Raw genomic sequence first — 24,865 nt, forward strand, 5'->3', positions numbered from 1 at the left:
GGAGACGCCTGGGCAGGGGTACGGAGGGCCGCCGCCCATTCCGCCCGGCGGCCACGCCATGGCGCCCGGCGGGCCGACCATGCCGCCCGGTGGCATGGGGCCGGGGCAGATTCCCACGATGCCCTCCCCCGGTTTCCCCGGCCAACCGCCGCAGCCCGCGCCGCGCAAGAACGGGCGCCTGATCGCGCTGCTGGCGGCCGGTGGCGTCGTGGCCGTGGTCCTGCTGGCGACGGTCGCCGTGGTGGTCGTGCGGAACGCGAGCGACGAGCCGAGCGGCCCCGTCGCGGCCGAGCACTGCATCGACAAGCGGCTGGACCTGAGCGGCAAGTCCAGCACCCTGCAGACCGTGCCGTCCGCCCTGCGGGTCGGCTGCAAGTCCGACGAGGCGAAGGGCCGGGTCACCAAGGTGCTGCGCACCGGCCAGGGCACCTTCGGCGGTTTCAACTTCTCGGCCGAAGGGTGCCCGGACGATTCCGACGGCGGTGCCCGCGTCAGGGTGTCGGCGAAGGAGACCCAGTACTGGGACGTCTGCGTGCGCAACCTCAAGGGCCCGCACCCCGGTGATCCCGGCATGGGCGGCGGGCAGCTCGGCCCCGGCGACTGCATCAGCAACAGCATCGCCTTCAACCGCGAGGTGCCGTGCTCGTCGGCGGACTGGTACGGCAAGGTCATCGCGCGGGTGGCGACGGAGGCGCAGTGCCCCGCGCCGCGCACCATGGAGACGGCCAAGTTCACCAGCTCGTCCGAGCGGCGTCCCGTCCTGTGCCTGGGCGCGGGCGGCGCGGTGCTCGGCCCGGGCGACTGCATCAAGGACCCGACGTACAGCTTCCGCGGCCCGGAGAAGGTCGAGTGCGGCGGCTCCGAGGCCGTCGGCAAGGTCACCGGCCGCGTCCGCACGCAGGGCGAGTGCCCGGCGGGGTCCGACAAGTACATGGAGGCCAAGGAGGCCTACCTGCCGATCCTGTGCCTGAAGCAGCTCAAGCCCACCCTCAGGGAGCAGCTCGGCAACCTCGGCCGCACCTGACCGGCCTGACCCGCCGCACCCGACCGCCCGGTCAGCTGTCGTAGTCGATCGTGAGGCGGTCGGTGGCGGGGGTGGCCTGGCAGGTCAGGACGAATCCGGCGGCGAGTTCGGACGGTTCGAGGGCGAAGTTGCGGCGCATGTCGGCCCGCCCGTCGACGACGCGGGCGCGGCAGGTGCCGCACACGCCGCCCTTGCACGCGAACGGCAGGTCGGGGCGCACCCGCTGGGCGGCGTCGAGGACGGTCGCGTCCCGGGGCTGCGTCACGGTGGTGGCGCGGCCGTCCAGGACGATCGTCACCTCGGTGGCGGGCCCGGCCCCCTCCGGCGGCCGTTCGTCCAGGTGGCGGACGGGTTCGGGCGGCACGTCGTCCACGTGGAACAGCTCCTGGTGGACGCGGTCGTCCGGCACGCCGAGCCCCGCCAGCACGGCCCGCGCGTCGGTGACCATGCCGAACGGGCCGCACAGCCACCAGTGGTCGACGTCGCGGACGGGCAGCAGCAGCGGCAGCAGGGCGCGCAGCCGGGCCGCGTCCAGCCTGCCGCTGAACAGCTCGGCCTCGCGCGGCTCCCGCGACAGCACGTGCACCAGCTCGAACCGGTCGGGGTGGGCGTCCTTCAGGTCGGCCAGCTCGTCGGCGAACATGACCGTGTCGCTGCGCCGGTTGCCGTACAGCAGCGAGACCCGGGACGCCGGGTCGCGCAGCGCGGACGCGGCGATCGACAGTACCGGCGTGATCCCCGACCCGGCGGCGATCAGCACATGGTGGGCGGGCCGCCCGAGGTCGGGCGTGAACCCGCCGGACGGCGGCAGCACCTCGACCAGATCGCCCGGCCGCACCTGGTGGACCAGCCAGGACGACAGCGCTCCCCCAGGGATCTCCCGGACGCCGATGCGCGGGGCGGCTCCCGCCGGGGCGCAGATGGAGTACGAGCGCCGTTCCTCGCGTCCGTCGACGACGCGGCGCAGGGTGAGGAACTGGCCGGGCCGGAAGGCGTACTCGTCCGCGAGCGCGTCCGGCACCTCGAAGGAGACGGCGACCGCGTCCCGGCACAGCCGCTCGACCTCGGTGACGCGCAGGGCGTGGAAGGCGGCGCGGCGGCGGCGCGGTCCGGAGGCGGGGGCGGGCGCGGTGTCGAGCGCGGTCACGGCTCAGATCTCCTTGAAGTGCTCGAACGGTTCCCGGCAGGCGCGGCAGCGGCGCAGCGCTTTGCAGGCGGTGGGGCCGAACCGCGACAGCTCGTCGGTGTCGGGGGAGCCGCAGCGGGGGCAGCGCACCACGGTGCGGGACGGGCCGAGGGTGAGCGGTATCGGCCCGGACGTGCGGCGGGGCGCCGGGCCCGGGGGAGCGATCCCGGCGTCGGCGAGCTTGCGCCGCCCGGACTCGCTGATCCAGTCGGTGGTCCACGGCGGGTGCAGCACCGTACGGATCTCCACCCGCGCGAAGCCCGCCTCGGCCAGCCGTGCGCGCAGGTCGTCGCGCATGGTCTGGACGGCCGGGCAGCCGGTGTAGGTGGGGGTGATCGTCACCTCCACCCGTCCGGCCGGGTCGACCCGCACGTCGCGCAGCACGCCCAGCTCGTGCAGGGTCAGCATGGGCAGCTCCGGGTCGGTCACCGTCTCGGCGACCGCGCGGGCCTCGGCGGCGCGGGCGTCGGCCGCGGCAGGAGCGCGGGCGCCGGTCACCATGTCGCCGGTCACCATGTCGCCCCCGGGTGCGCGCGGGCGACGCTCTGCAGCTCGGCGAGAAGCGCGTGGAACTCCTCCGAGTGAACGCCGTCGCGTCCGCCGCGGCCCGGCTCGTGCGGCGTCCCGGCGGGATCGGGGACGGGCAGGGTGGCCGCCGCGAGAACCTCGGCGATGACCTGGTCGAACTCGGCGCGCACCGTGGACGGGTCGACGCCGAGCCCCTGCTCGGCCATCCGCCGCTCCACGTCGTGCGGAGCGAACAGTTCCCCGGTCAGCGGCCAGACGGCGGCCAGGGCGCCGGCCATGCGGCGGCGCGACTCGGCCGTCCCGTCGCCGAGCCGGATCGTCCACATGGCGGCGTGGTCGCGGTGGTAGGCGACCTCCTTGACGCCCTTGGCGGCGACCGCGGCGAGCACGGGGTCGCGGGAGGCGGTGAGCCGGTCCAGCAGCGCCAGCCGCCAGGTGGCGAACACCAGCAGCCGCACGACGCAGAACGCGAAGTCGCCGCGCGGCGCCTCGGCCAGCCGGACGTTGCGGAACTCCCCCGCGTCCCGGAAGAACGCCAGGTCGTCCTCGGTGCGGCCGGTGCCGTCGGCCTGCCCGGCGCGGGTCAGCAGCAGCCGCGCCTGCCCGAGCAGGTCCAGGGCGATGTTGGCGAGCGCGACCTCCTCCTCCAGCTCGGGGGCGTGCGCGCACCACTCCTGCAGCCGGTGCGACATGATCAGCGCGTCGTCGCCGAGCATGAGGCAGTACGCGGCCAGGGCGTCGTCGACGCCGTCCGGCACGGCCGTGTCGAGCCCGGCGAGCGGGTCGTGGAAGCCGGTGCCGTACGCCCAGCGGGCGTCGTCGTGCTCCTCGGCGAGCGCGCCGAGCGCGTTGCCGGCCAGGTCGCCGGCCAGGTTGTCGCGCGACATGCGGCCCCTCAGATGTGCGGGACGTTCTCGGGGATCTCGTAGAACGTCGGATGCCGGTAGACCTTGTCGCCGCTGGGGGCGAAGAACGGGTCCTTCTCGTCCGGGCTGGAGGCGGTGATGTGCGCCGCCTCGACCACCCAGATGCTCACGCCCTCGTTGCGGCGCGTGTACAGGTCGCGGGCGTTGCGCAGCGCCATCTCGGGGTCGGCGGCGCGCAGCGACCCGACGTGCACGTGGTTCAGCCCGCGCTTGCCCCGGACGAACACCTCGTACAGGGGCCACTCCGCCCGCACCGCACCGTCGTCCGTCATGCCGCCTCCTCCGCGTGCCGAGACCGCCGTGCCCGTTTGGCCGCGTGGGCGGCGGCCGCCTCCCGCACCCACGCGCCGTCCTCGTGCGCGGCGCGGCGCACCGCGATCCGTTCGGCGTTGCACGGCCCGTCGCCGCCGACGACGCGCCTGAACTCGGCCCAGTCCACCTCGCCGAAGTCGTAGTGGCCGCGTTCGGGGTTCCAGCGCAGCTCGGGGTCGGGCAGGGTGACGCCGAGCGCCTCGGCCTGCGGCACCGTCATGTCGACGAACCGCTGCCGCAGCTCGTCGTTGGTGTGCCGCTTGATCTTCCAGGCCATGGAGCGCGCGGTGTGGCGCGACTCGGCGTCCGGCGGGCCGAACATCATCAGCGACGGCCACCACCAGCGGTCCACCGCGTCCTGCACCATCTCCCGCTGCGCGCCGGTGCCGCGCATCATCGTCATCAGCAGCTCGTAGCCCTGCCGCTGGTGGAAGGACTCCTCCTTGCAGATCCGGATCATCGCCCGCGCGTACGGCCCGTAGGAGCTGCGGCACAGCGGCACCTGGTTGCAGATGGCGGCGCCGTCCACCAGCCAGCCGATCACGCCCACGTCGGCGTACGTCAGCGTCGGATAGTTGAAGATCGACGAGTACTTCTGCGCACCGGAGATCAGCCGTTCGGTGAGGTCCGCGCGGTCGGCGCCCAGCGTCTCGGCGGCCGCGTACAGGTACAGGCCGTGCCCGGCCTCGTCCTGCACCTTGGCCAGCAGGATCGCCTTGCGCCGCAGCGACGGCGCCCGGGTGATCCAGGCGCCCTCCGGCTGCATGCCGATGATCTCCGAGTGGGCGTGCTGGGCGATCTGCCGGATCATCGTCGCCCGGTAGGCGTCCGGCATCCAGTCCCGCGGCTCGATCCGCTGGTCGCGGTCGATCGTCCGCTCGAAGTGGCCGGACAGCTCGCCGTCCTCGGCCATCACCCCTCCTTTCCCTCGGGACGCTTGGCCACCAGGGTCAGCACGTCGTACTCGGCGACCGCGACGCCGTCCTGCCGGGTGACCTCGGTGTCCCAGCGGACCTCGCCGTAGTCGGCGCCCTCGCGCGGCGTGATCTGCTTGGCGGTCAGCGTGACGGTCAGCTCGTCGCCGGGGAACGTCGGTGCCAGGAACCGCAGGTTCTCCAGGCCGTAGTTGGCCAGCACCGGGCCGGGTTCGGGGGAGACGAACAGCCCCGCCGCGAACGACACGACCAGGTAGCCGTGCGCGACGCGGCCGCCGAAGAACGGGTTGCGCTTGGCGGCCTCCTCGTCCATGTGGGCGTAGAAGGTGTCGCCGGTGAACTCGGCGAAGTGCTCGATGTCCTCCAGCGTCACCGTGCGCGGCCCCGCCACGACCGTGTCGCCGACCCGCAGGTCCTCCAGGTGCTTGCGGAACGGGTGGACGTCCGTGCCGGTGCGCGGCGCCCCGGGCACCCACCGGCCGGTCAGCGCGCTGAGCATGGACGGCCCGGCCTGCACGGCCGTGCGCTGCATGTGGTGCAGGACGCCGCGGACGCCGCCCATCTCCTCGCCGCCCCCGGCGCGTCCCGGCCCGCCGTGCACGAGCATCGGCAGCGGCGAGCCGTGCCCGGTCGACTCGCCGGCGTCCTCGGCGTTCAGCACCAGCAGCCGGCCGTGCGACGACGCCGCGCCCAGCACCACGTGCCGGACGAACCCGGGGTCGGCGCTCACCACCGACCCGGCCAGGCTGCCCCGCCCGCGCGCCGCCAGCTCGACGGCGTGGTCGGCGTCCCGGTACGGCAGCAGCGTGCTCACCGGCCCGAACGCCTCCACCTCGTGCGGCTCGGCGCGCTCGGGGTCGTCGGCGCGCAGCAGGACCGGCGACATGAACGCGCCGCGCTCGGCGTCGGCGTCGACCACCTCGACGCGCTCGGGGTCGCCGAACACGATCCGGCCCGCGTCCGCCAGCGCCTTGAGGCCCCGCCGTACCTCCTCGCGCTGCTCCAGCGTGGCCAGCGCGCCCATCCGCACGTCGGGGTTGGCCGGGTTGCCGACCGTCACCCGGCCGAGCCGCGCCCGCACCGCCTCGGCGACCTCGTCGATCCGGTCGGCGGGCACCAGCGCGCGGCGGATCGCGGTGCACTTCTGGCCCGCCTTCACCGTCATCTCGGCGACCAGCTGCTTGACGAACAGGTCGAACTCCGGTGTGCCGGACGTGGCGTCGGGTCCGAGGATCGAGCAGTTCAGCGAGTCGGCCTCGGCGTTGAACCGCACCGCCCGGCCGACGATCACCGGGTGGGTGCGCAGCAGCCGCGCCGTGGCGGCCGATCCGGTGAACGCCACCAGGTCCTGCTCGGTGAGGTGGTCGAGGAGGTCGCCGGGCTCGCCGCACAGCAGCTGCAGCGTGCCCTCGGGCAGGATCCCCGACTCGATGATCAGCTCGACCAGCCGCGCGGTGAGGTAGGCGGTCTGGGGCGCGGGCTTGACCAGGCTCGGCATGCCCGCCAGGAACGCGGGCGCGAACTTCTCCAGCGGCCCCCACACGGGGAAGTTGAACGCGTTGATCTGGACGGCGACGCCCCGCAGCGGCGTGCACAGGTGCTGGCCGACGAACGTGCCGCCCTTGCCCAGCGGCTCCACGTCGCCCTCCACCAGCACGGTGTCGTTGGGCAGCTCACGCCGGCCCTTGCTCGCGTAGGTGAACAGCACGCCGAGGCCGCCGTCCACGTCGATCTTGGAGTCGGCGAGCGTGGCGCCGGTGCGGGCCGACAGTTCGTACAGCTCCTGGCGGTGCTCGCGCAGGTGGGCGGCGAGCCGCTTGAGCAGCAGGGCGCGCTGGTGGAAGGTCAGCTCGCGCAGCGCTGGCCCGCCGACCCGGCGCCCGTGCTCCAGCGCGGCCGCGCGGTCGACCCCGGTCGCGGAGAACCGGGCGACCTGCTCGCCGGTCACCGCGTCCAGCAGCGGCACGCCCTCGTCCGGCGGCGCCTGCCAGGCCCCCGAAACATAGCTGCGCAACGGAGCCGTCGTGCCCATCGCGGGCCTCCTCACCTCGTCTTCCGACCCGAATAACCGACCGGACGTTCAGTTGGGATAGTAACTCCGGACGGGGGAGCGCCGCCAGGTCTCGGCACCCCTGGAACGCTGCGATACTGAGCGGCGTGACCACCGCGGACGGACGGCAGACGCGGCGGGGACGCCCCGGCTACGACAAGGAGTCCCTGCTCCAGGTCGCCGTCAAGGTGTTCAACGAGCGCGGCTACGACGGCACCAGCATGGACGAGCTGTCCAAACGGCTCGGCATCAGCAAGTCCGCCATCTACCACCACGTGTCCGGCAAGGACGAACTGCTGCGCCTCGCCGTCGACCGCGCCCTCGACGGGCTGTTCGCCGCCGCCGAGCAGGCCATGGCGGTCGACGGACGCGCCGTCGACCGCCTGGAGCATCTCGTGCGCGCCAGCGTCACCGTCCTGGTCGACCGGCTGCCGTTCGTCACCCTGCTGCTGCGGGTGCGCGGCAACACCACCGTCGAGCGCCGCGCCATGGCCCGCCGCCGCGAGTTCGACCGGATGGTGGCCGACCTGGTCGCGCAGGCCGCGGCCGAGGGCGACATCCGCCCGGACGTCGACCCGGCGATCACCAGCCGGCTGCTGTTCGGCATGGTCAACTCGCTGGTCGAGTGGTACCGCCCGCAGGGCCGCCGCAGCGCCGCCGAGCTCGCCGACACCGTCTGCAAGATCGCCTTCACCGGCGTCCGCCGCTCCGGCGGCGGCCCTACAGATGGGTGACCAGCACCTCCGGCCGCTCCACGCAGTCGGCGACGAACCGCAGGAAGCCCCCGGCGACGCCGCCGTCGCACACGCGGTGGTCGAACGTGAACGACAGCTGCGCGACCTTCCGCAGCCGCACCTCCCCTTCGAACCCCCACGGCCGGTCGGCGATCCGCCCGACCCCGAGCATGGCCGCCTCGGGATGGTTGATGATCGGCGTTGACCCGTCCACCCCGAAGACGCCGTAGTTGTTCAGCGTGAACGTCCCGCCCGTGAGCTGCCGTGGCGTCAGACCGCCGTCCCGCGCGGCCGCCGTCAGCTCGCGGAGCCGGGCGGCCAGTTCGGCCAGCGTCAGCCGGTGCGCGTCGTGCACCACCGGCACCACCAGCCCCCGGTCGGTCTGGGCGGCGAACCCCAGGTTGACGTACGGCAGCCGCACGATCTCCTGCCGTTCGACGTCCACGTAGGCGTTCAGCTCGGGGAAGCGCCGCAGCCCGGCGACGCAGATCCGGGCCAGCAACGCCAGCATGCCGATCCCGGCGTCCGGGGAGGCCCGGCGGATGCCGTCCTTGAGCTCCACCAGCGCCGTGGCGTCCACGTCGACCCAGGTGGTCGCGTCGGGGATCTCCCGCCTGCTGCGCGAGAGCTTGTCCGCGATGGCCCGCCGCACCCCTTGCAGCGGCACCCGCTCGACCTGCGGCGCCTCCCCGGCGCCCGGCGCGTCAGCGGCGGGCGTGTCGGGGGCGTGGGTCTCGTCGGACGCGGCGATGGCGGCCTCCACGTCCCGGCGGAGCACGACACCACGCGGCCCGCTGGGCGTCACCAGCGCGAGATCGATGCCGTGCTCCTCCGCCAGCCGCCGCACCAGCGGCGAGATGACCCGCGGCACCTCCTTCCCGGCGCCCCGTCCCGCGAGCCTCAGCGCCGCGTCCGCCTCAGCCCTCGGCAGGGCCGCCAGGCGGGACGTCGACACGGACGGCACCACCGCACCGGCGGCCCCGCCCTTGAGGGCACCGCCGACGGGCCCGGGCTTCACGGTCGCCGGCCCGGGCGGGGCGGCCGTGAGGGGCCTCGACGCCTCCGGTCCGGGTCGCTTGACGCGGGGACGGCGCCGGGACCGTTTGGAGGAACCGGTGCCGTACCCGACGAGGACGTTGCCCGACCCGGCGCGCTCTTCCTCCCGGTACCGCTCATCCGGGACGGCCACCGCGATCAACGGGGCGCCCACAGCGACGGACGTGCCCGGCTCGCCGTACAGGCGCACCACCGTCCCGGCGATCGGAACGGGCACGTCGACGGCCGCCTTGGCCGTCTCGACCTCCACCACGACCTGGTCGACGGCGACGACGTCCCCCACCGACACCCGCCACTGGAGGATCTCCGCCTCGGTCAGCCCCTCCCCCAGGTCGGGAAGGCGGAACACCTGCTCGGTCGCCGTCGCGGTCATGCCGCACCCGCCTCGGGCAGGTACCGGACGTCGGGTTCGTCGTCGCGCTGCAGCCGGTCGAGGGCGTCCAGGATCCGGTCGACGTCCGGCAGATGGTGATGTTCGAGCATCGGCGGCGGATACGGGATGTCCAGCCCGGTCACCCGCAGCACCGGCGCCAGCAGGCTGTGGAAGCAGCGCTCCTGGACGCGGGCGGCGATCTCGGCGCCCACCCCCGCGAACCCGGCCGCCTCCGCCACCACCACGCAACGGCCGGTCCGGCGCACCGACGCCGTCACCGTCTCGTCGTCGAACGGGACGATCGTCCGCAGGTCGACGACCTCCAGGTCCCACCCCTCCTCGGCGGCCGCCTCGGCGGCTTCGAGCGCGACCGGCACGGCGGGCCCGTAGGCGACCACCGTCGCGTCCCCGCCCGGACGGCGCACCACCGCACGGCCGAACGGCTCCGTGCGCACCGGCAGGGTCACCGGCGCCTTCGACCAGTACAGCTTCTTGGGCTCCAGGAAGATGACCGGATCGGGATCCTCGATCGCCTCCCGCAGCAGCGAGTACGCGTCGTCCACCGTCGCGGGCGTGACGACCTTCAACCCGGGCGTGTGCGCGTAGTACGCCTCACTGGAGTCGCTGTGATGCTCGACGCCGCCGATCCCGCCCCCGTACGGGATGCGGATGACCATCGGCAGCGCCACCCGTCCCCGCGTCCGGTTGCGCATCTTCGCCACATGCGAGGCGATCTGCTCGAACGCCGGGTAGGCGAACGCGTCGAACTGCATCTCCACCACGGGCCGGAACCCGCCCATGGCCATCCCCACGGCGAAGCCCACGATCCCCGACTCGGCCAGCGGCGTGTCGAAGCAGCGGTCCTCGCCGAACCTGGCGGTCAGACCGTCCGTGATCCGGAAGACCCCGCCCAGCGGACCCACGTCCTCACCGAACACCAGGACGCGCTCGTCGTCCTCCAGGGCGTCGCGCAACGCGGCGTTCAGCGCCTGCGCCATGCTGATCGTCGTCATCTCAGCGCCTCCTCGGCCTGCAGTTCGGCCTCCAGGACCTCGCGTTGCTCGGCAAGCTGCGGCGTGGGCGTGCCATAGACGTGATCGAACAGCCCCAGCGGCGCCAACCGCGGCTCGGCGTTCAACTCGGCCCGCACCCGGGCCGCGAACTCCTCGGCCTCGGCGTTGATCGCCGTGACGTCCTCGTCGGTGAGATGGCCGCGCCGCCGCAGATACGCCTCCAGCCGCGCGACGGGGTCACGCCGACGCCAGCGCTCGGCCTCCTTCTCCTCCCGGTACCGGGTGGCGTCGTCCGCGTTGGTGTGGGGCTCCATCCGGTACGTGTGGGCCTCCACCAGGAACGGCCCCCCGCCCGAACGCGCGTGCTCAGCGGCGGCGGACAGCACCGCCAGGACGGCCACGGCGTCGTTGCCGTCGACCTGCTCGGAACGCACCCCGTACCCGACCCCCTTGTACGCCAGCGCCGGCGCAGCGGTCTGCCGCTCCAGCGGCACGGAGATGGCGTACTGGTTGTTCTGGACGAGGAACACCACCGGCGCCTTGAACACGGCGGCGAAATTCAGCGCCTCGTGGAAGTCGCCTTCACTCGTCGCCCCGTCCCCCACGCACACGAGCGCGATGCGTCCCGTCCCCTTACGGAGCTCCGCATACGCCAGGCCCGCGGCGTGAATCGTCTGCGTCGCCAGGGGAGTGCACTGGGGAGCGACCTGGTGACGGTACGGGTCGTAGCCGCAGTGCGCGTCCCCTCGTAGGAGCGACAGCACCTCCACAGGCTCGATGCCCTTGGTCACAAGGGCCACCGAGTCCCGGTACGTGGGGAACAGCCAGTCGCCCTCCTCAAGGGCCAGCACCGCCCCTACCTGGCACGCCTCCTGGCCCTTGCTCGACGGGTACACCGCCAGCCGCCCCTGCTTGGTCAGCGCGGTCGCCTGGGTGTCGAACCGGCGCCCCACGACCATGTGCCGGTACGCGCGGCGCAGCAGTTCGGGGCTCGGCTCCGGATACGCGGGACGGCCGCGCGCGGGCGCCCCGCCGTCGGTCAGGAACCGGACCGGCCTCTCGGACGGAAGCAGCGCCCCCGGGCCTTCACGGCGTCGATCCGACATACGGCACCAACCTCCTCGTCCGTGCCTTCTTGGGAGGAATATGGATTAGTTCGGCCATACGTCTCAAGAACCGCGCTAAAGTCCGGACATCCGGCTTAACCAGGGGGCCACCATGGACCATCTGTCCCTCAACATCCCACCGGCGACCCCGCCCCCGGGACATTCGGCGACCCCGCTGGACGACGTCGACCGCGCGATCCTGCGCGAGCTGACCGCCGACGGCCGCCTGTCCATCCGCGCCCTCGCCGAACGCGTCCGCGTCTCCCGCTCCAACGCCTACGCCCGCCTGGAACGCCTGCTCGCCGAAGGCGTCATCACCGGCTTCACCGCCCGCATCGACCCGGCCCGCGCCGGCCTCGGCACCACCGCCTACGTCCTGGTGAACATCGACCAGCACTCCTGGCGGGACGTCTCGGTGAACCTGCGCGAAGTGCCCTACGTGCAGCACCTGGCGTTCGTGGGCGGCGACGTCGACCTGGTCATGCTCGTCCGCACCCCCGACACCGCCACCCTCCGCGACGTCGTCCTCGCCGGAGTCCACGCGGTCAACGGCGTCCGCTCCACCCGCACCTGGATCGTCTTCGAAGAGGCCCCCGGCTCCTCAGCCAACGGCTGAGACCGACCGCCACACGGTGACCACACGGCGGCCCGCCGGACGTCCTCCCACCCGCAGATCCTCCGCGTGAAGGAACGCGGCCGTCACAGCACGGCGAGCTCAGCGATCTCCGTCGACGACCCTGCTGGTGAACCCCGCCGCCACCAACCGCTCATACGCCCCCAACACCTCGGCGGGCACGTCCTGCGCGATGGCGAACCCGCGCTCCGCGTACAGCCACACCCGCTGCGTGTCCCCGACGAGCATGTTGATCACACGATCCACGTCCCCGATGCCGCGGACGTACTCGTCAAGCGACAGCGGCCGGGACGCGCACACGACCTCAAGCTCCGGCCACACCTTCTTCGCGGTCGCATAGGCCCGCCGCTGCTGATACGGACGGCAGATCAACAAGGCCGACCGCACCTCGATCCCCCTGCCGTCGAGCAGCCTGCGCGTCAACGCGATGTTCTGCCCGGTGTTCGTCGCCTCCGGCTCGACCAGGATCGCCTCGTCCGGCACCCCCAGCGCAAGAGCGTGCTCCCGATAGTGAACGGCCTCCCCACGCGGAAACCGCCCCACCGTCGTCGGCGCGTTCGCCCCCGTGAACACCACCAGCGGCACCATCCCCCGGTGATAAAGCTCGGCCGCGTACGTGGCCACCCCCAGATCATGGCTCCCGAGCCCGATGGCAACATCACAACGCCGCACCCCATGCCCCATGTCGTGATACCGCCACAACACCTCAACGTCCGCCCGCAGCCCCTCAGGCAAGCTCACGCCCGGCCACCCTCCAGCCACCTCAACGCCGCCCTGCCTCAAGGCCGTTCGGGCAGGCCGACCGGCTCGAAGAACGCGTCGCCCAGCATTTCAAGGGCCCCGCCCACCTGGTCGTCGAGCACCCCGGCAGCAGCTGTTCAGTGCCGGCGTTGATCACGCTGGGATCCGTTGGCGGTCACGCCTGCGGTACGTGGACGACAGTTCGATCAGACGGACGCACAGCATCGTCAGGGCGAAACCGACCACCCCCTGCGTCAGCAGAGGCGCGAGCGCCGCAGAGGAACTGGAGGCGTCCATGGCCGTCAGTGCCTCTCGAACGAGGAGGGGCGTACCGAAGAGCGCCAGGAGCGCGTAGCCCCGGCGTCCCTCATGAGTGCGCGACAGGGCGGCGGCGCCCAGAACGGCCGTGGTGATCACAGCGGCCAGTCGCAGGTCGGCCCACCCGACGAGCAGGGAGTCGAGCTGGTCGACGTCGTGATACCTGAGCGGGCCGAGATTCCCTTGAGAGATCAGGGTGAACAGCGGGAGGGCAGTGAACGCGACGAGCACGACCGCCATGGCCGCCGCACCGGCGACTCGGCGGCGGCCCAGCAGGCGGGCGCCGTGGCGCGGGCCGGGGGACGCGACCAGGGACGCGGTGACCAGCATCGCCAGCGGCAGCGAAGGCCCTGCCAATGAGGTCGCCAGCCACGCCCACGGAAGATGATGAAATCCCGCCCCGTACACCGCGACGACGAACTGGACGGCGGTCACCGCGCAGGCGGCCAGCCTCGCGGGACGGCGCCGGCCGCGCCAGGCCGAAACCGCGATGGCCGCCCACGCCACCCAGTACGGCCCGGTAGCGAAGTGGGAGGCGAGCAAGAACGGCAAGGACTCCCCCGAGCCCATCCTGTCCATGAGGTCCAGCGCCCCGTGCGGCGCGTTGACGAGGAACCGCACGCCGTCCGCCACGAGCAGGACCGTCGCCAGGAAGCCGGCCATGGCGAGCGCTCTCGGCCAGGCGGATCCGGTGGCCTCACCGGTGGCGCGGCGCAGCCGGATCCGGACGGCCCCGTAGAGCAGGTCGGCGGCGTCCGCGAAGGACGGCCGGGTCTGTCCGGGACGCGCGGCAGCCAGAAGCACCTCCAGCATTTCCTCCTCATGCCCGGACCGGTGGTCGGCGGGGTACCAGGCCAGCAGGCGGCGGTAACGGTCCTCAAGCGTTCTCAACGGGGCCCTCCCGCGGAGTGGGCCGCGAACGCCGGGGCACTGCCGCCGCCCACGGGCCGGAAGGCGGCGAGGCGGCGGGCGGCGACCTCCGTCCGCCGACGCAGCGCATCGACCTCGGCGGCGAGCGCGGCGGCGCCGTCCTCGGTGAGCCGGTAGTAGCGCCGCAGCCGGCCGTCCACGACCTCCTCGCGGTCGGGAGCGATCAGCCTCTCGGCCTGCAACCGGTCCAACGCGGCGTACAACGTGCCGGCGCGCAACCGGGTCCGGCCAGCGGATATCCGCTCGACATCGGAGATGATCCCGTACCCGTGCTGCGGGCCGTCGGCCAGCGCGGTCAGGATCAGGAACGTCGGTTCCTGCATCGCCCTACTCATGTCATCATGATATACCGATGATCTGACTATAAGGAATGCCGGGATGCCGCCGTAAGGGCTAGGCGTCGCCTCAGCGGCATCGGGCCGGGGCCGAGGAGGCAGCACAGTTGATCTCCGGCAGGACGGGTTCGGTGTTCGTCCAGCCGGCGTCCTGCCGGGCGGAGTAGGACACCCGCCACCCGGGTCGCAGCCCGCTTCCGCCGGGCCTGACGACCATCTTCTGGTCCGCGAGCAGCAGGCCGGTGCCGGGATCGATGATGAGCTGACGTTCCACGGTGGAGCCATCCGGCCCGGCTTCGGTCATGGCGACGCCGACACCCGGGCGGCCGAGCGGATCCCGCAACCGGCCGAGCGATCGCACCCTCGGGAGTTCCGCGAGCATGCGATACGTCGCCGCGCGCACCTTCGGGGCGACCGGGACATCCATCAGCAGTCGCGCACCGACCTGGAATGCCAGCGTGTCCGGATTCTTCGACGTGCTGGGATCGAACATGTCCCTACTGCCGTCGGACTTCGCAACGATCCTTGCTCTGAGCCGGGCCGGATCGGCGGGCAACCCCTGAACGTCCCGGACGCTCGCCCACCAGTTACCCAGATAGAGCCCCCTTCCACCGGGGTCCCCCGGGACGGCCGCCGCCCATTCACCGTTCGTCACCAAATCCTGGCCCTCGATGGGCGACTGGCTGACACCCTGCTGATTCAGACGCCATCGACGCGGAGAACCGGCGCGTCTCCAGACCTCCTCGTCGGCACCGCTGCGCGGACGCGCGGCGACGTCACGTGTGACGAACCACGACCGTGTGCGTGGATCATGCGCGATCCACTGGTCGGCGATCCAGACGGTGTCGTGCCAGAAACCGGTGTCGGCCGCCAGGGTGCGGATGATGCGTTTGATCCGCGGCAGCGCGGCCCGCAGCCGCTTGTTGTAGCCGGGCTGCTGCGGCACGAACGGAAACAGGTGGCCCAGGTGGACGCGGACATGACGCAGCCAGCGGGCCTCGGAGGTGAACCCGAGCATGGCCTGCATGACCGCCAGGCAGAGCAGCTCGGCATGGCTGAGCTTGGGCGGCCGTCCGGGCAGCCGGGCGATCCCGGCCGCGTCGTCGTCGATCTTGACGTACAGTGCGATCACGAGGGTGTCCAGGTTGTTCTCCACAAGACGATCTTGGACACCCTCTTCGCATGCCGCAGTGGGTCGGCCACATCGTGATCATTAGGAATCACTCGTCTAGGGTCGCCGCGTGTATTTCGGCGCTGTCGTGTGCGGGTTGTTCGCTCTGGTCGGCGCGGGCCTGCTGGTCTGGGCACTGCGAACGGCCCGCCGGGAGCGGGAACGGATCCTGCTCGTCCCGGCCGCGGTGGGTCTCGTGATGGCCCTGGGCATGAGCGGCGCGGCATACGCGATGGCCCGCTTGGGACAGGAGATCGCTCGGACATCGGTCGACCGGGACCGGGCCGTCGCCTGCGTGGCCCGGATCGTCGGCCAGGAGGATCTCTCCGCCCTGGTCAACGACGACCGCGTCTACCGGCTCGACCTCCAGGTGAGCGGTCCCGGCGGGGCCGAGTACCGGGCCGTCAGCACAGCGGCGGTCGGCGCGCTCGATCTCGGCAGGATGGGGGCGGGCAGAACCCGCTACCACTGCCTCGCCGACCGGGACGACCCCAAACAGGTCGAAATCCTCTGGGAACGCACGATCGGCTAGAGCCCCCTCACCTGACCGCCCTGCCGCACCCTCACCCCACCAGCACAGCCCCGTTCGGCCCCAGACCCACCTTGCGGGGCGTACTTGGAGCTTGGAGGCCCACGTCACGCGTGCCTGTCTCGCGACGTTCACGGCGGCGATGTGGTCGGCCGGTCCAGCGAGTCCGCAGACAACGCACGCGAAGTCATCGGGACGGTTTTCACGGGGAACGTGCCGACAGCGCGGACACGTCTGGGAGGTGTGGGCCGCATCCACCTCGATGACCGGTACACCAGCCGGCCACCACCGCCTTGGCGATCTTGTGGTTGACGCAGGCGGCGTGCCGGGCCTCCCGGCGCGCGTGCCGCTTGAGCTTGCGCTTGACGGATCTGGTGCGCTTGGCTCGTAACTCGGCACGCAGACGCGCCATGCGCCGCCGGTACCGCTCCGAGCCACGCCCCTGGTAAATGGCCCCGTCGCCGGTGGTGGCCGGATTTCACCGGGGCTGTGCGGGGCGGGCAGAAAAAGGAAATGCCCGGATCAAGATCCGGGCAAAATGGACAAAAGTGGGCGTACGTGGACTTGAACCACGGACCTCATCCTTATCAGGGATGCGCTCTAACCGACTGAGCTATACGCCCGAGGGGGTCGCCGTCCTTGCGGCGTACCGAGAGACTACCCCATCGCGCGGTGCGACCGGTAATCAGTTCGGCGGACGGCGGACCCCGTCGCTACTCGGCCTCCTTGAGGGTGACCTCCACGCCTCCCACCAGGTCGGCGACCAGGTTGTAGATGACCGAGCCGACCGTGGACAGGGCGGTGATCAGCAGCACGTTCAGCGCGCCGACCAGCAGCGTGTAGGTGAAGATGCGGGCGAAGGAGAACCAGCTGCCGGCGTCCAGGCCGCCGGTCGTCTCGCCCTGCTGGCGGGTCAGGTCGTTGACCGTGTCGCTGATCGCCGAGAACACGCCCAGGCCGGACAGGATCACGTACAGGACGACCACCGCGACCAGCAGGACGATGAAGCAGACCAGCGACATCATGAAGCTGAACTTCATGACCGACCACGGCTCGAGGCGCGACAGCTGCAGCTGGGCCTTGCGGGACGGGCGGCCCGACGCGGACGACGAAGACGACGCGGGTGCCCCCGGCCCGGGCGCCGTCGCGCCCGGAGCCCCGGGTGCACCGGGCGCACCGGGTGCACCGGCCGCGGCGGCGCCGGCCACCGGTGTGGCTACCGGGCCCGCGCCGGGCGCCTGACGGTCCTTGACGGCGGTGCCGGTGAAGCCCGAGCCCGCGGGGCGGCCGGTCGGCTGGTCGGTGCGCTCGGCGGAGACCGAGCCGGCCGGTTCGGCCGGCTTGGCCCAGCCGTCGACGGTCGTGTCGTCCGTGACCGGCGCGATCTTGGTGTCGTCCTTGGCGGCGCGCAGGTCCGGCCGGGTCTCGTCGGACACCGGGGCGTCGGGGATGTTCACGGTCGCCTCGTCCCGGTCGGACCGGGACGAGGCCGCCGAGGTCTTCTTGCCGCCCCCGGAGGCGGACGAGGAGCCGGGCGAGGAGCCGGATGCCTTCCCCTTGGGCTTACCGGGCTGGGTGCTCACGTCTCCTCCTGGGCTGCGGGCCTGCGGACGTCACTCACTCTCGCTCTCCTCGCCGCCGTTGTCGGCGTCCGAGTCCTCCATGGACTCTACGTTCCGCGCGATCGCGACGACGCTGTCCCCGTCGGCGAGGTTCATGAGGCGCACGCCCATGGTCTGCCGCCCCGACTGCTTGACCTCGGCCGCGCTGGTGCGGATGACGCCCCCGTTGGAGGTCATCGCGAACACCTCGTCGTCCGGGCCGACCATCAGTGCGCCGACCAACCTGCCGCGAGTTTGCACGATCTTAGCGGTGAGCACGCCCTTACCACCCCGACCTTGGACAGGGTATTGGCCCACAGGAGTCCGCTTCGCGTAGCCGCCTTCGGTGGCCACCAGGACGTCGTGCGTCTCGTCCTGGACGACCAGCATGTTGAGGACCTCGTGGTCGCCGTCGAACCGCATGCCGATGACGCCGCTGGTGGCGCGGCCCATCGGGCGCAGCGAGTCGTCGTCGGCGTGGAACCGGATGGCCTGCGCGCCGGTGGAGACCATCAGCAGGTCGTCCTCGGGCGCCACCAGGCGGGCGGAGATCACCTCGTCGCCCTCGGCCAGGTTGATGGCGATGATGCCGCCGCTGCGGGGCGAGTCGAAGTCGCGCAGCGGCGACTTCTTGACCTTGCCCTGCTTGGTGGCCAGCACCAGGTACGGCGCGACGTCGTAGTCGCGCAGGTCCATGACCTGGGCGATGTGCTCGTCCGGCTGGAAGGCCAGCAGGTTGGCGACGTGCTGGCCGCGCGAGTCGCGGCCGCCCTCGGGCAGCTCGTAGGCCTTGGCCCGGTACACGCGGCCCTTGTTGGTGAAGAACAGGATCCAGTGGTGGGTGGTGGTGACGAAGAACTGGTCGACGATGTCGTCCTGCTTGAGCTGCGCGCCGCGCACGCCCTTGCCGCCCCGCCGCTGCGCGCGGTACAGGTCGGTCTTGGTGCGCTTGGCGTAGCCGCCGCGGGTGATCGTGACGACGACGTCCTCCTCGGCGATCAGGTCCTCGTAGGACACGTCGCCGTCGAAGGGGATGATCTCGGTGCGCCGCTCGTCGCCGTACTTCTCGACGATCGGGGCCAGTTCCTCGCCGACGATCCGGCGCTGCCGTTCGGGGGAGCCGAGGATGTCGTTGTAGTCGGCGATCTCGGCCATGAGCCGGTCGTACTCGTCGGTGATCTGCTGGCGTTCCAGGGCGGCCAGCTTGCGCAGCTGCATGTCCAGGATGGCCTGCGCCTGGACCTCGTCGATCTCCAGCAGGTTCATCAGGCCCCGCTGGGCCTCCTGCGCCGAGGGGGAGCGCCGGATCAGCGCGATGACCTCTTCGATCCGGTCGAGCGCCTTGAGCAGGGCGCGCAGGATGTGGGCGCGTTCCTCGGCCTTGCGCAGCAGGAACCGGGTGCGGCGGACGATGACGTCGATCTGGTGCGCCACCCAGTACCGGACGAACTGGTCGAGGCGCAGGGTGCGCGGCACCCCGTCGACCAGCGCCAGCATGTTGGCGCCGAACGTCTCCTGCAGCTGGGTGTGCTTGTAGAGGTTGTTCAGGACGACCTTGGCGACCGCGTCCCGCTTCAGCACGATCACCAGGCGCTGGCCGGTGCGGCCGGAGGTCTCGTCGCGGACGTCGGCGACGCCGTCGAGCTTGCCGTCCTTGACCAGCTCGGCGATCTTGAGGGCGAGGTTGTCGGGGTTGACCTGGTAGGGCAGCTCGGTGACGACCAGGCAGGTGCGGCCCTGGATCTCCTCGACCTCGACGACGGCGCGCATGGTGATGGAGCCGCGGCCGGTGCGGTAGGCCTCCTCGATGCCCTTGCGGCCGACGATCAGGCCGCTGGTGGGGAAGTCGGGGCCCTTGATCCGCTGGATGAGCGCTTCGAGCAGTTCCTCGTCGGAGGCGTCGTAGTGGTCCAGGTACCACTGGACGCCGTCGGCGACCTCGCGCAGGTTGTGCGGGGGGATGTTGGTGGCCATCCCGACCGCGATGCCCGCCGATCCGTTGACCAGGAGGTTCGGGTAGCGGGACGGCAGTACGTCCGGCTCGGCGGAGCGACCGTCGTAGTTGGGGGAGAAGTCGACGGTCTCCTTGTCGATGTCGCGCAGCAGCTCCATCGCCAGCGGCGCCATGCGGCACTCGGTGTACCGCATGGCCGCGGCGGGGTCGTTGCCGCGCGAGCCGAAGTTGCCGTTGCCGTCGACCAGCGGGTAGCGCATCGCCCACGGCTGCGCCAGCCGTACCAGCGCGTCGTAGATGGCCGAGTCGCCGTGGGGGTGGTAGTTCCCCATGACGTCGCCGACGACGCGGGCGCACTTGAAGTAGCCGCGGTCGGGCCGGTAGCCGCCGTCGTACATCGCGTACAGCACCCGCCGGTGCACCGGCTTGAGTCCGTCGCGGACCTCGGGCAGCGCGCGGGACACGATGACCGACATCGCGTAGTCGAGATAGCTGCGCTGCATCTCGACCTGGATGTCGACCGGCTCGATCCGCTCGGGCCGCCCCCCGCCTTCGGTGGTCACGTCCGTCACTGTCTAAGACCTCTTCTACTGGGTGAAGTACGGTCGGCGTCTGGCCCGCACGCCCGGCCTGCCGCCGACCCGGGGCCGCCTGCCCCCGAGGTTCGTGGCCCCTGTGTCGTCCGTCCGCCCCGGGTCTCGCCGCCGCGCGCGCGTCGCGGACGTTCCGCGTGCGGCACCGCGCCGGATTCCGGGGCGCCGGTCCGGCCGTGGGTGTGGCCGGGCGCGGGCCCTGGAGACGGACCCGGACGGGACCGGAGGGACGGCGAGGGAGTCATCAGATGTCGAGGAAGCGCACGTCCTTGGCGTTGCGCTGGATGAACTCGCGGCGCGGTTCGACGTCCTCGCCCATGAGGACGCTGAACAGCTCGTCGGCCTGGGCGGCGTCGTCGAGGGTCACCTGGAGCAGGACGCGGTTGTCGGGGTCCATGGTGGTGTCCCAGAGCTCGTTGGCGTTCATCTCGCCCAGACCCTTGAAGCGCTGCACCTGGTCGCGGGGGCGGGGGTCGCGCTTGCCGGCGGCGATGCCCGCCTCGATGATCGCGTCGCGTTCCCGGTCGGAGTAGGCGTAGTCGACGTCCGAGCCGCGGGCGTCCCACTTGATCTTGTAGAGCGGCGGCTGGGACAGGTAGACGTGCCCGGCCTCGATCAGCGGCTTCATGAACCGGAACAGCAGCGTCAGCAGCAGCGTGTTGATGTGGTGGCCGTCGACGTCGGCGTCCGACATCAGGATGATCTTGTGGTACCGCAGCTTGGAGATGTCGAACTCGTCGTGCACCCCGGTGCCGAGCGCGGTGATGATCGCCTGGACCTCGTTGTTCTTGAGGATCTTGTCGATCCGCGCCTTCTCGACGTTCAGGATCTTGCCGCGGATCGGCAGGATCGCCTGGAAGTGCGGGTTGCGGCCGCCCTTGGCCGAGCCGCCCGCCGAGTCGCCCTCCACGATGTACAGCTCGGACTTGCCGGGGTCGGTGGACTGGCAGTCGGCCAGCTTGCCCGGCAGCGACGTCGACTCCAGCAGGCTCTTGCGGCGGGTCAGGTCGCGCGCCTGCCGCGCGGCGATGCGGGCCCGCGCCGCCTGGGTGGCCTTGTTGATGATCTCCTTGGCCTCGCCCGGGTTGCGCTCGAACCAGTCGCGCAGGTGCTCGTGGCAGGCCTTCTGGACGAACGACCTGGCCTCGGTGTTGCCGAGCTTGGTCTTGGTCTGCCCCTCGAACTGCGGGTCGGCCAGCTTGATCGAGATGATCGCGGTGAGGCCCTCGCGGATGTCCTCGCCGGTGAGGTTGTCGTCCTTGTCCTTCAGGAGCTTCTGCTCCTTGGCGTACCGGTTGACGATCGCGGTGAGCGCCGCCCGGAAGCCCTCCTCGTGCGTGCCGCCCTCGGCGGTGTTGATGGTGTTGGCGAAGGTGTGCACCGACTCGGCGTACGAGGCGTTCCACTGCATGGCGATCTCGACCGACATGCCGTCGGTGTCGTCGCCGAAGTAGATCACCGACTCGTGGACGGCGTCCTTCTTGCTGTTGATGTAGCGGACGAAGTCCTCGATGCCGCCCTCGTAGTGGTAGCGGGCGACGCGGGGCTCACCGTTGATGTGGTCGGGCCGCTCGTCCCGCAGCGTGATGGACAGGCCGCGGTTGAGGAAGGCCATCTCCTGCATCCGCCGCGACAGCGTCTCGAAGTTCCACTTGGTGGTCTCGAAGATCTCCGCGTCCGGCCAGAAGGTGATCGTGGTGCCGGTCTCGTCGGTCGGCTCGCCCTTGGCCAGCGGCGCCTCGGCGCCGCGCCAGGTGTAGGCCTGCCGCCACACGTGCCCGTCCACCTTGACCTCGGCCTCCAGCCGGGTGGACAGCGCGTTCACCACCGCCGAGCCGACGCCGTGCAGACCGCCGGAGACCGCGTACGACTTGCCGTCGAACTTGCCTCCCGCGTGCAGGGTGGTGAGCACCAGCTCGATGGCGGGACGCTTCTCCACCGGGTGCTCGCCCACGGGGATGCCGCGGCCGTTGTCCTTGACGCGGACGCCGCCGTCCGCCAGCAACGTGACCTCGATGGTGTCCGCGTACCCGGCGAGGGCCTCGTCGACGGAGTTGTCGACGATCTCATAGACGAGATGGTGGAGTCCGCGTTCACCGGTGGTGCCGATGTACATGCCGGGGCGCTTGCGTACCGCCTCCAGCCCTTCGAGGACAGTGATCGAACTAGCGTCGTACGCCAAAGGAGATCCTCCTGCCGGGGACGCTCGCCGTCCCGCGCTCGCGGGGAACGCGGTGTGCCCCGTAACACACGTAAGGGCGCCCTTCTCCAACCAACACCGCGGGGCCCTGGCCCGATCGGCCGACGGCCGATGTGCGGCAGGACCCTTCACGTGCTCCGTTGCGTCGGAGGGGAGCCGGGCGACCCGTGACGGCGCAGCATCCTGAACCCATCATCATTCTACCGGGTGGACTGACAAAAAGAGGCACTCACGGGCGCTGTGTGCGCGTGTGGCGGCCCAGCGGGCGAGGAGACACATCCCCCCATTCGACTGGGGGTGTCATCTTCCCTACGGGGCACTGGCAGCGGAATCGGGTGACACGCGCTCCGAACAGATGTTCGCCCGCGTCCCGCGCTCCCCTTCGACGGTACGCGGCGAGGCCGGGTGGTCCTGCCTCCGTCCAGGGCTGGTCCACCGGATGCGACCGTGGAACCCGCGAACGCGCTCACCGGCGGCGAGGCCAGCCCGCGACAAGGCGAACCTAACCTCCGCCACCGACAGTCTCCCGCCCCTGTTCTGACGCCTGCGGGGCCATCGCTTGTTCACCGCTTCGGCCACGAATCCCGCACGCATCCGACACAGGCCGCCTCACCGGCCCGCGAGTTCTCCACAACAGGTCGGCCCCCGGCACGCAGCGCGCCACGGCGCTGGTCGGCGCGGCCTGGTCGGCGCGGCCTGGTCGGCGCGGCCTGGTCGGCGCGGCGGTGGTGGTCAGCGGACGCGCCAGGTGCCCGGGCGGCGCGGGCCTGACGACGGGCCCACCACCTTGACGCGGCGTACGGTGCCGTGGCCGAGTTCCTCGTTCAGGCGCCTGACGAGGGTCGACGACAGCAGGCGCAGTTGGGTGGCCCAGGTGGTGGAGTCGGCGGCGACCGTCAGTTCGCCGTCCTCGAAGCGTTCGGGACGGGTGTGCTCGGCCAGCTCCGGGCCGACGATGCCGGGCCAGTTGCCGAAGACGCCGCCGACCGCGGCGCGTTGCTCCCATCCCCGGGAGGCCAGCAGGTCACGGATGGCCGCGCCGAACGCCTTGGGGTCGCCGCCCCGTCCCGGTTCCCTCAGCCGTACGGGACGTTGCGTCTTGCGCTGGCCGCCCCCCTGTCCCGGCACCGAGCCGCGCTTACGAGCGTCCGCCTTGGCCTGGGCCAGGGCCTGGCGCGCCAGCTCTATCCCCGACTTGGCGGGCGGCTCCGGCGGCTGCGCAGGGCTCTGGCCGTCTGGGCGCGGCGCCTGAGGCTCCGCCGAAGCGCTCGACTCTGCCTCGGCCCCGGGGGTCGCGGGGTTGTGCACATCCTGTGGATGATCGTTCATGTCGGCTCCCCTGCGGGCCGCCGCGGTGCGCCTTGCCGGGACGTCATGCCGGCGTCACCTTGCCGTCGGACACGGCGAACGACGCGCCGGTCAGCTCGTCCGGGACGTCGGCGGGCACGGCGGCGGTGATGAGGACCTGTTCGGCCGGGGCGACCATCTCGGCCAGGCGGCTGCGACGACCGGCGTCGAGCTCGGCGAACACGTCGTCCAAGATCAGGACGGGGTCGTCGCCGTCGGCGCGCAGCAGTTCGTAGGCGGCCAGCCGCAGTCCCAGGGCCAGCGACCAGGACTCGCCGTGGCTGGCGTAGCCGCGCGCGGGCAGGTCCCCCAGCCGGATCAGAAGCTCGTCCCGGTGCGGGCCGACGAGGCTGAGCCCGCGTTCCAGTTCCTGGCGACGTGTCTCGTTCAGCGCCTTGAGCAACACCTCGGCCAGTTGTGCACGGTCTGTGGACAACTCGACGTCGCCCAAGGAGCACTTGTAGGCGAGATCGGCCGCGCCACCGGACGGGGCCAGGGCCTCGTAGGCGCGGGCCATGAGCGGACGCAGCGCGGCGACGAGGTCGAGCCGGGCCGCGAGAAGCTCGGCGCCGGTACGGGCGAGATGGGAGTCCCACACGTCCAGGGTGGCCAGAACCTCGGCACCTGGGGCGCGCCTGTGGGCGGCCGCCGATTTCAACAGGGCGTTGCGTTGCTTGAGGACACGTTCGTAGTCGGATCGCACCCCCGCGAACCGGGGCGCGCGCGCCGTCAGCAACTCGTCCAGGAACTTGCGACGCTCCCCCGGGTCGCCCTTGACCAGAGCCAGGTCTTCCGGGGCGAACAGGACCGTCCGCAGCATCCCCAGAATCTCGCGTGGCCTGGGGACAGGGGCGCGGTTGAGCCTGGCCCGGTTCGCCTTGCCCGGGTTGATCTCCAGCTCGATCAGGGCCTTGCGGTCGTCCCGTACCACTCCGGCGCGCACGATGGCCCGGGGCGCGCCCTGCCTGACGAGGGGGGCGTCCGTGGCGACACGGTGGCTGCCGTGGGTGGACACGTAGGCGACGGCTTCCACGAGGTTGGTCTTGCCCTGCCCGTTGGGGCCCACGAACGCGCTGACCCCCGGCTCAAGCGCCACGTCGGCGGAGGCGTACGAGCGGAAGTCCTGGAGCGAAAGGTGGGCGACGTGCACGGAACACGAGCGTAGAGCCTCCCGCGGGCCACGTCCGCCACGGCGTGTCTCCCACAGCCGCCCCATAGTTGTCCACAGACCTGTGGACAACTATGGGGCGGGGGGTATACGCCTGGGGA

General features: G+C 71.7%; 22 protein-coding genes, 1 tRNA gene and 1 pseudogene. 4 read left to right on the forward strand and 20 right to left on the reverse strand.

Going from position 1 to position 24,865, the window contains the following annotated elements:
- Positions 1 to 118 precede the first annotated feature (118 nt).
- Entirely contained in the window at positions 119 to 1,024 is a 906-nt protein-coding gene (locus ABZ801_RS02390; protein WP_360691709.1) for a hypothetical protein, read from the forward strand.
- A 31-nt stretch (positions 1,025 to 1,055) separates the two neighbouring features.
- On the opposite strand, the gene paaE is transcribed toward ABZ801_RS02390, so the two are convergent.
- The 6 genes from paaE to paaZ are packed head-to-tail and all read right to left on the reverse strand — an operon-like array spanning position 1,056 to position 6,943.
- A complete protein-coding gene (paaE, locus tag ABZ801_RS02395; RefSeq protein ID WP_360691712.1) occupies positions 1,056 to 2,171 on the reverse strand; it encodes a 1,2-phenylacetyl-CoA epoxidase subunit PaaE in 1,116 nt (371 codons plus the stop codon).
- A 3-nt stretch (positions 2,172 to 2,174) separates the two neighbouring features.
- Entirely contained in the window at positions 2,175 to 2,726 is a 552-nt protein-coding gene (paaD, locus tag ABZ801_RS02400) for a 1,2-phenylacetyl-CoA epoxidase subunit PaaD (protein WP_360691715.1), read from the reverse strand.
- Positions 2,720 to 3,625 carry a 1,2-phenylacetyl-CoA epoxidase subunit PaaC gene (gene paaC, locus ABZ801_RS02405; protein ID WP_360691718.1) on the reverse strand — a complete coding sequence of 302 codons (906 nt, stop codon included), beginning with the start codon at positions 3,623 to 3,625 and terminating at the stop codon, positions 2,720 to 2,722. Before paaC ends, paaD begins: the two co-directional genes overlap by 7 nt.
- A gap of 8 nt (positions 3,626 to 3,633) precedes the next feature.
- Positions 3,634 to 3,936: a 1,2-phenylacetyl-CoA epoxidase subunit PaaB gene (gene paaB / locus ABZ801_RS02410; RefSeq protein WP_344942203.1), complete on the reverse strand. Its 303-nt coding sequence runs from the start codon at positions 3,934 to 3,936 to the stop codon at positions 3,634 to 3,636.
- Positions 3,933 to 4,889 (reverse strand): 1,2-phenylacetyl-CoA epoxidase subunit PaaA, encoded by a 957-nt coding sequence (paaA, locus tag ABZ801_RS02415; RefSeq protein ID WP_360691721.1) that lies wholly within the window; start codon positions 4,887 to 4,889, stop codon positions 3,933 to 3,935. Before paaA ends, paaB begins: the two co-directional genes overlap by 4 nt.
- Complete coding sequence (gene paaZ, locus ABZ801_RS02420; RefSeq protein ID WP_360691724.1) at positions 4,889 to 6,943, reverse strand: phenylacetic acid degradation bifunctional protein PaaZ; 2,055 nt, start codon at positions 6,941 to 6,943, stop codon at positions 4,889 to 4,891. Before paaZ ends, paaA begins: the two co-directional genes overlap by 1 nt.
- A gap of 125 nt (positions 6,944 to 7,068) precedes the next feature.
- Between paaZ and ABZ801_RS02425 the strand changes: the two genes are divergently transcribed.
- Complete coding sequence (locus tag ABZ801_RS02425; protein WP_360691727.1) at positions 7,069 to 7,695, forward strand: TetR/AcrR family transcriptional regulator; 627 nt, start codon at positions 7,069 to 7,071, stop codon at positions 7,693 to 7,695.
- Here ABZ801_RS02425 and ABZ801_RS02430 read toward each other — a convergent pair.
- Genes ABZ801_RS02430 through pdhA form a run of 3 tightly spaced genes read right to left on the reverse strand, consistent with a single transcriptional unit; the run spans position 7,682 to position 11,243 of the window.
- Positions 7,682 to 9,124 (reverse strand): dihydrolipoamide acetyltransferase family protein, encoded by a 1,443-nt coding sequence (locus ABZ801_RS02430; RefSeq protein WP_360691730.1) that lies wholly within the window; start codon positions 9,122 to 9,124, stop codon positions 7,682 to 7,684. The genes ABZ801_RS02425 and ABZ801_RS02430 overlap by 14 nt on opposite strands.
- Positions 9,121 to 10,137, reverse strand: a complete 1,017-nt coding sequence (locus ABZ801_RS02435) for an alpha-ketoacid dehydrogenase subunit beta (RefSeq protein WP_360691733.1) — start codon at positions 10,135 to 10,137, stop codon at positions 9,121 to 9,123. Before ABZ801_RS02435 ends, ABZ801_RS02430 begins: the two co-directional genes overlap by 4 nt.
- Positions 10,134 to 11,243, reverse strand: a complete 1,110-nt coding sequence (gene pdhA / locus ABZ801_RS02440; RefSeq protein WP_360691736.1) for a pyruvate dehydrogenase (acetyl-transferring) E1 component subunit alpha — start codon at positions 11,241 to 11,243, stop codon at positions 10,134 to 10,136. Before pdhA ends, ABZ801_RS02435 begins: the two co-directional genes overlap by 4 nt.
- Before the next feature lie 112 nt (positions 11,244 to 11,355).
- On the opposite strand from pdhA, the gene ABZ801_RS02445 reads away from it, so the two are divergent.
- Positions 11,356 to 11,859 (forward strand): Lrp/AsnC family transcriptional regulator, encoded by a 504-nt coding sequence (locus ABZ801_RS02445; protein ID WP_360691739.1) that lies wholly within the window; start codon positions 11,356 to 11,358, stop codon positions 11,857 to 11,859.
- A 99-nt stretch (positions 11,860 to 11,958) separates the two neighbouring features.
- Here ABZ801_RS02445 and ABZ801_RS02450 read toward each other — a convergent pair whose 3' ends face one another.
- From ABZ801_RS02450 to ABZ801_RS02465, 4 genes are all read right to left on the reverse strand, one after another.
- Positions 11,959 to 12,618 (reverse strand): YdcF family protein, encoded by a 660-nt coding sequence (locus tag ABZ801_RS02450; RefSeq protein WP_360691742.1) that lies wholly within the window; start codon positions 12,616 to 12,618, stop codon positions 11,959 to 11,961.
- 153 nt (positions 12,619 to 12,771) lie between these two features.
- The gene (locus tag ABZ801_RS02455) at positions 12,772 to 13,827 is read right to left on the reverse strand and encodes a hypothetical protein (protein ID WP_360691745.1); all 1,056 of its coding nucleotides are present in this window, start codon (positions 13,825 to 13,827) and stop codon (positions 12,772 to 12,774) included.
- Positions 13,824 to 14,201 carry a PadR family transcriptional regulator gene (locus ABZ801_RS02460; RefSeq protein ID WP_360691748.1) on the reverse strand — a complete coding sequence of 126 codons (378 nt, stop codon included), beginning with the start codon at positions 14,199 to 14,201 and terminating at the stop codon, positions 13,824 to 13,826. Before ABZ801_RS02460 ends, ABZ801_RS02455 begins: the two co-directional genes overlap by 4 nt.
- Positions 14,202 to 14,271: 70 nt before the next feature.
- Positions 14,272 to 15,357, reverse strand: coding sequence for a hypothetical protein (locus tag ABZ801_RS02465; RefSeq protein ID WP_360691751.1), 1,086 nt, complete (start codon positions 15,355 to 15,357; stop codon positions 14,272 to 14,274).
- An 85-nt stretch (positions 15,358 to 15,442) separates the two neighbouring features.
- On the opposite strand from ABZ801_RS02465, the gene ABZ801_RS02470 reads away from it, so the two are divergent.
- Positions 15,443 to 15,904, forward strand: coding sequence for a hypothetical protein (locus ABZ801_RS02470; protein ID WP_360692718.1), 462 nt, complete (start codon positions 15,443 to 15,445; stop codon positions 15,902 to 15,904).
- 177 nt (positions 15,905 to 16,081) lie between these two features.
- Here the strand turns inward: ABZ801_RS02470 and ABZ801_RS02475 are convergent.
- From ABZ801_RS02475 to recF, 7 genes and pseudogenes are all read right to left on the reverse strand, one after another.
- Positions 16,082 to 16,339 (reverse strand): annotated as a pseudogene (locus ABZ801_RS02475) (zinc ribbon domain-containing protein); the annotation flags it as partial.
- 111 nt (positions 16,340 to 16,450) lie between these two features.
- A tRNA-Ile gene (locus ABZ801_RS02480) sits at positions 16,451 to 16,524 on the reverse strand.
- Positions 16,525 to 16,614: 90 nt separating this feature from the next.
- Positions 16,615 to 17,484 carry a DUF3566 domain-containing protein gene (locus ABZ801_RS02485; protein ID WP_360691754.1) on the reverse strand — a complete coding sequence of 290 codons (870 nt, stop codon included), beginning with the start codon at positions 17,482 to 17,484 and terminating at the stop codon, positions 16,615 to 16,617.
- 30 nt (positions 17,485 to 17,514) lie between these two features.
- On the reverse strand, positions 17,515 to 20,028 hold the full coding sequence (gene gyrA, locus ABZ801_RS02490; protein ID WP_344942232.1) for a DNA gyrase subunit A: 2,514 nt from the start codon (positions 20,026 to 20,028) through the stop codon (positions 17,515 to 17,517).
- A gap of 265 nt (positions 20,029 to 20,293) precedes the next feature.
- Complete coding sequence (gene gyrB, locus ABZ801_RS02495) at positions 20,294 to 22,231, reverse strand: DNA topoisomerase (ATP-hydrolyzing) subunit B (RefSeq protein WP_360691758.1); 1,938 nt, start codon at positions 22,229 to 22,231, stop codon at positions 20,294 to 20,296.
- A 750-nt stretch (positions 22,232 to 22,981) separates the two neighbouring features.
- Positions 22,982 to 23,578: a DciA family protein gene (locus ABZ801_RS02500; RefSeq protein ID WP_360691761.1), complete on the reverse strand. Its 597-nt coding sequence runs from the start codon at positions 23,576 to 23,578 to the stop codon at positions 22,982 to 22,984.
- Between the two features lie 43 nt (positions 23,579 to 23,621).
- The gene (gene recF / locus ABZ801_RS02505; RefSeq protein WP_360691764.1) at positions 23,622 to 24,746 is read right to left on the reverse strand and encodes a DNA replication/repair protein RecF; all 1,125 of its coding nucleotides are present in this window, start codon (positions 24,744 to 24,746) and stop codon (positions 23,622 to 23,624) included.
- Between the last annotated feature and the right edge of the window lie 119 nt (positions 24,747 to 24,865).

Origin of the sequence: Actinomadura sp. NPDC047616, from assembly GCF_040642915.1 — a bacterium.
Classification (GTDB): domain Bacteria; phylum Actinomycetota; class Actinomycetes; order Streptosporangiales; family Streptosporangiaceae; genus Spirillospora; species Spirillospora miaoliensis.